This is a genomic window from Streptomyces sp. 13-12-16, from assembly GCF_002114215.1.
Taxonomy (GTDB): domain Bacteria; phylum Actinomycetota; class Actinomycetes; order Streptomycetales; family Streptomycetaceae; genus Streptomyces.
Genome location: NZ_NCTE01000674.1, coordinates 1 through 5,553 on the forward strand (window position 1 = coordinate 1; position 5,553 = coordinate 5,553).

Consider the following 5,553-nt stretch of genomic DNA (forward strand, 5'->3'; position numbering starts at 1 on the left):
CGCGCACCGACCGCGCCCCGCGCCCGAGGGCATCCCGGTGCAGCCGGCCGCGGACCACGGCCGGCCGGTCCAGGGCCCCGACGGCACGGAGCGCCGTACCGGGCAGCAGGCGAAGCCCGGACGGCCCACGCCGATGCGCAGGGACGGGGACCGGCTGCGGTTCGTCGGTGCCGCGACCCGGCGGATCGCCCGCGGCATCGACCTGGACGAGATCGTGATGGGGCTGTGCCGGGCCACCGTGCCCACCTTCTCCGACGCGATCCTGGTCTATCTGCGCGATCCCCTGCCGGTCGGCGACGAGCGGCCCACCGGCCCGCTGGTGCTGCGGTTGCGCCGCACCGACCGGATCCCGGCCGAACGGGACACCGAGGGCGGGTTCGCCCCGGTCGCCCCGCCGGAGCCGTCCGAGCTGGACTCGGTCGGCGCGGAACTGTGCACCGTACGGCCCGGCAGCGCGCTCGCCGAGGTGCTGCGCGGCGTACGGCCGGTCTTCACGGACGCGCCCGCGGCCCGTGCCGCACTGCCCGAACTCCTCGGCGAGGAGGGCGCGTCGGCCGTACCGGAGGGACAGCGGGCGATCCTCGCGCCGCTGCGCGGCCGGCGGCGGGTGATCGGCGCGGCCCTGTTCCTGCGCCGCCCGGAGCGCATCCCGTTCGAGGCCGACGACCTGCTGGTCGCCGCACAGCTCGCCACGCACAGCGCCCTCGGCATCGACAAGGCGGTGCTGTACGGGCGGGAGGCGTACATCGCCGACGAGCTGCAGCGCACGATGCTGCCGGAGAACCTGCCGCGCTGCACCGGCGTACGGCTCGCCTCGCGCTACCTCCCGGCCGCGGAGACCGCGCGGGTCGGCGGCGACTGGTACGACGCCATCCCGCTGCCCGGCAGCCGGGTCGCGCTGGTCGTCGGTGACGTCATGGGCCACTCCATGACCTCGGCGGCGATCATGGGCCAGCTCCGCACCACCGCACAGACCCTCGCCGGGCTCGACCTGCCCCCGCAGGAGGTGCTGCACCACCTCGACGAGCAGGCGCAGCGGCTCGGCGTGGACCGCATGGCGACCTGCCTCTACGCGGTGTACGACCCGGTGTCGCACCGCATCACCATCGCCAACGCCGGCCACCCGCCGCCCGTCCTGCTGGAGCTGGGCGGACGCGCCGAGGTGCTGCGGGTGCCCGCGGGCGCCCCGATCGGCGTGGGCGGGGTGGACTTCGAGGCCGTCGAGCTGGACGCGCCCGCCGGGGCGACCCTCCTGCTGTACACCGACGGCCTGGTGGAGTCCCGGCTGCGGGACGTGTGGACCGGTATCGAGCAGCTCCGGGAGAAGCTCGCCGCGACCGCGCAGCTCACCGGCCCGGACCATCCGCCGCCGCTCGAGGCGCTCTGCGACGAGGTGCTGGACATGCTCGGTCCGGGCGACCGGGACGACGACATCGCGCTGCTCGCCGCCCGTTTCGACGGGATCGCGCCGAGCGACGTGGCGTACTGGTTCCTGGAGCCGGAGGACGCGGCCCCCGGCCGGGCCCGTCGGCTGGCCCGGCGGGCGCTGTCCCGCTGGGGCATGGAGGAGCTGAGCGACTCGGTGGAGCTGCTGGTCAGCGAGGTGGTGACGAACGCCGTGCGCTATGCCACGCGGCCGGTCACCCTGCGGCTGCTGCGCACCGACGTGCTGCGCTGCGAGGTCGGTGACGACGTGCCGCAGCTCCCGCGGCTGCGGCAGGCGCGGGCCACCGACGAGGGCGGGCGCGGGCTGTACCTGGTGAACCGGCTGGCCCGGCGCTGGGGCGCGACCCGGCTGAGCACGGGCAAGGTGGTGTGGTTCGAGCTGAACCGCAGCTGAACCGTCGTAGGCCATGACGAGGGGCGCCCGGTGTGGTCACCGGGCGCCCCTCGTGTCCCTCGTCTACGGCTCCTCGTCGTCCCCCGGGCCCCCCGGGCCCCCGGGAAGCTCGAACGTCGGCGATGTGGAGGTGGTCGGGTCCGGCGGCGGCTCCGACGTCGGCGGCGCGGAGGTCGGCGGCTCGGACGTCGGCGGCGCGGAGGTCTCCGGCGGCGCCTCGGTGGTCGGTTCCTCGCTCGTCGGCTCGTCGCTCGGCGTCCCGGACGGCGACTGCGAGACCGGCGGCGAGCTGCTCGGCTTCTTCACCGCGTTGCCCTGCTTGGTGTCCAGGTCGAACTCGGTGACCTCGTCCATGACGCCGAAGGTGTAGGCGGCCCAGATCTCCGCCGGGGGGCCACCGCCGTTGACGCGGTAGTCGACGCCGGCTGCCTCGTACATCGGGACCTGCTTGCCGGTCTTGTCGTCCTCGCCGAACAGGCCGACGGAGGTGACCAGTCCGGGGGTGAAGCCGGTGAACCAGGCCGACTTGTTGTTGTCGGACGTACCGGTCTTGCCGGCGACCGCCTGGCCGTCGCGCAGCGGGTTGTCCCGCACGGACTTCTGGGCCGTACCGTCGTCGACCACGCCGGTGAGCACGGAGGTCACCGTGTCGGCGGCCTCGCGGCTGATGACCTGCTCGCCGATCGGGTCGGGGAACTCGACCGCGCGGTCCTTGTGCTCGACCGACTTCACGATCGCCGGGGTGACCTTTTTGCCGTGGTTGTCGAGGGTCGCGTAGACGCCGGCCATCTCCAGCGGGCTCGCGCCCATGGTGCCCAGGGTCTGCGCGGGCACGGCGGGCATGCCCTCGGTCTCCATGCCGAGTTCGCCCGCGGTCTCGACCACCTCGGTCATGCCGACGTCGGTGCCCATCTGCGCGAAGACCGAGTTGACGGACTTGTTCATCGCCTCCTGGACGGTGACGTCGCCGTAACTCCGGTCGTCCTCGTTGGGGGGTGCGAAGCCGACCTCCTTGTCGCCGTCCATCACGGGGCGCTCGCTCGTGCCGTCGTAGATGGTGTTCGCCGTGATCGGCACGCCGTCCTGGGTCTCGGCGTCCTGGTCCACGGCCGCGGCGAGGATCAGCGGCTTGAAGGTGGAGGCGGGCTGGTAGTCGTCGCGGGTGGCGTTGTTCCGGTAGTGCTTCACGTAGTCCACGCCGCCGTACATCGCCAGGACCGCGCCCGTCTTCGGGTCCACGGAGACGGCGCCGGCCTGGACGTCGGCGTCGACCTTGCGCTTGTCGGGGTCGAGCCTGCTGGTGAGCTTGGTCTTGACCGCCTCCTCCAGCGCCTTCTGCTTCTTCTTGTCGATGTTCAGCGTGATGGTGTAGCCGCCGAGGTCCAGCATGGCGTCGGCCTGCTTCGTGTCCTCGGCGACGCCCTGGGCGACGAGCTGCTGCTTGAGCGCGGTGTTGGCGGCCTCGACCAGGTACCCGGTCTGGCCCTCCATCCCGGGAACGGCCTTGGGTTCCTCGGGGACCGGGAACTTCATGCCCTGGCGGTCGGCACGGTCCAGCCACTCCTCCCCGACCATGTTGTCCAGGACGTAGTTCCAGCGCTCCTGGGCGAGCTTCTTGCCGGTGTCGCTGGCGATCGCCCAGTCGTACTGGTTCGGCGCCTGGAGCAGCGCGGCGAGGTACGCGCCCTGCTCGACGGTCAGGTCCTCGGCGTCGACGCGGTAGTAGGCCTGCGCGGCGGCCTGGATCCCGTAGGCGCCGCGGCCGTAGTAGCTGGTGTTGATGTAGCCGGCGAGGATGTAGTCCTTGGACTTCTCCCGGTCCAGCTTCAGGGAGATGACCAGTTCCTTCAGCTTGCGGGTGACCGTCTGTTCCTGCGTCAGGTAGTAGTTCTTGACGTACTGCTGGGTGATCGTCGAACCGCCCTGCGCGCCCTTGCCGGAGACCGTGTTGAGCAGACCGCGCGCGGTGCCCTTGAGGTCGACGCCGGAGTCCTTGTAGAAGGACTTGTTCTCGGCGGCGACGAAGGTGCGCTGGACGTCCTTGGGCACCTTGGCGAGGTCGACGATCTCGCGGTTGTAGCCCCGGCGGGCCATGATCGAGCCGTCGCTGTACTTGTAGACGTTGCCCTGCAGTTCGGCGTCGGCGTTCCCCTCGGGGATGTCGATCACCATGTACAGCACGATGAAGGCGCCCATGCCGAGCAGGCAGAGGCCGAAGAACGTGCCGAGGATCTTCTTCCAGGTGAAGAGGCGGCGTATGCCGCCGCGTCCGGCCGCGCCCGACGAACGGCGGCCCTGGGGTGCCGCACGGCGCCCACCGCGCTGTCGTGCGCGTCTTTCTTCCGCTCGTCCCATGCGTCCGTTCCGCTCCGCTTCGTTCGTGTGTGCTCTGTGGCCACACCAGTTCGCCGCTCGGGTCAGCTCAGAAAGCTAACACCGGGAGCTATGACAAAGAGCCGCCGATCCGGCCTTTACGGGCGTGACAATCAGCACCCGCTCCAACGGAACCGACGTCCGAGAGGGGCGTGAGGTTGCCGGGACGGGGTAATCTGATATCACTTAGCTAGACAGGTGCTAGCCGCTCGGCGGGCGCCCGGAGAAACGGGGGAACACCCATGTCCACACACGACACCCAGGTCACGGCCGATGTGCCCGAGATGCCGGCCCCACGCGTGCGGGAGTTCGCGGCGCACAGCATCGGCGGCGGACTGGCACTGCTGCTCGGCCTCCTCGGCCTGCTGGCCGGCGCCGCGCTGATCGTCACCGCCACGGCGGTCGACGGGGCCGGCGCCAAGGCCGTACTGATCATCGGCGGCGTCCTGGTCGCCGTCGCCGCGTTCCTCGCCATGTGCGGGCTGAACATGGTGGCGCCGGGCGAGGCGCGGGTGGTGCAGCTCTTCGGCCGCTACCGGGGCACGATCCGGCAGGACGGACTGCGCTGGGTGAACCCCCTCACCTCGCGCAGGAAGATCTCCACGCGGGTGCGCAACCACGAGACCGCGGTCCTGAAGGTGAACGACGCCTACGGCAACCCGATCGAGCTGGCCGCGGTCGTGGTGTGGCGGGTGGAGGACACCGCCCAGGCCACCTTCGAGGTCGACGACTACGTCGAGTTCGTCTCCACCCAGACCGAGGCGGCCGTGCGGCACATCGCCATCGAGTACCCCTACGACGCCCACGACGAGGACGGCCTCTCGCTGCGCGGCAACGCCGAGGAGATCACCGAGAAGCTCGCCGTCGAACTGCACGCGCGCGTGGAGGCGGCCGGGGTGCAGATCATCGAGTCCCGGTTCACCCACCTCGCGTACGCTCCGGAGATCGCCTCGGCGATGCTCCAGCGGCAGCAGGCGGGTGCCGTGGTGGCGGCCCGGCAGAAGATCGTGGAGGGTGCCGTGGGCATGGTGGAGTCGGCACTGGCCCGGATCGCCGAGCAGGACATCGTGGAGCTGGATCCCGAACGGAAGGCGGCGATGGTGTCCAACCTGATGGTGGTGCTGTGCGGTGACCGCTCCGCGCAGCCGGTCCTCAACACCGGGACGCTCTACCAGTGACGACTCCGTCCGGGGGCCCGGCCCCCCAGGGCCGGCCGCAGCGCAAGCAGGTGCTGCTGCGGCTGGACCCGTCGGTGTACGAGGCACTGGCGCGGTGGGCGAACGACGACTTGCGCTCCGCCAACGCGCAGATCGAGTTCCTGCTGCGGCGGGCGCCGGCCC

At 71.4% G+C, this 5,553-nt stretch carries 3 protein-coding genes; 2 read left to right on the forward strand and 1 reads right to left on the reverse strand.

The features are described 5' to 3' along the window. The coding region (locus tag B7767_RS25695; RefSeq protein WP_107486323.1) for a SpoIIE family protein phosphatase at nucleotides 1–1,840 on the forward strand (1,840 nt) is incomplete at its 5' end. A gap of 63 nt (nucleotides 1,841–1,903) precedes the next feature. Here the strand turns inward: B7767_RS25695 and B7767_RS25700 are convergent. Further along, a complete protein-coding gene (locus B7767_RS25700) occupies nucleotides 1,904–4,195 on the reverse strand; it encodes a transglycosylase domain-containing protein (protein WP_085574271.1) in 2,292 nt (763 codons plus the stop codon). Nucleotides 4,196–4,455: 260 nt separating this feature from the next. On the opposite strand from B7767_RS25700, the gene B7767_RS25705 reads away from it, so the two are divergent. Further along, a complete protein-coding gene (locus tag B7767_RS25705; protein ID WP_085574272.1) occupies nucleotides 4,456–5,391 on the forward strand; it encodes an SPFH domain-containing protein in 936 nt (311 codons plus the stop codon). Nucleotides 5,392–5,553: the final 162 nt, after the last annotated feature.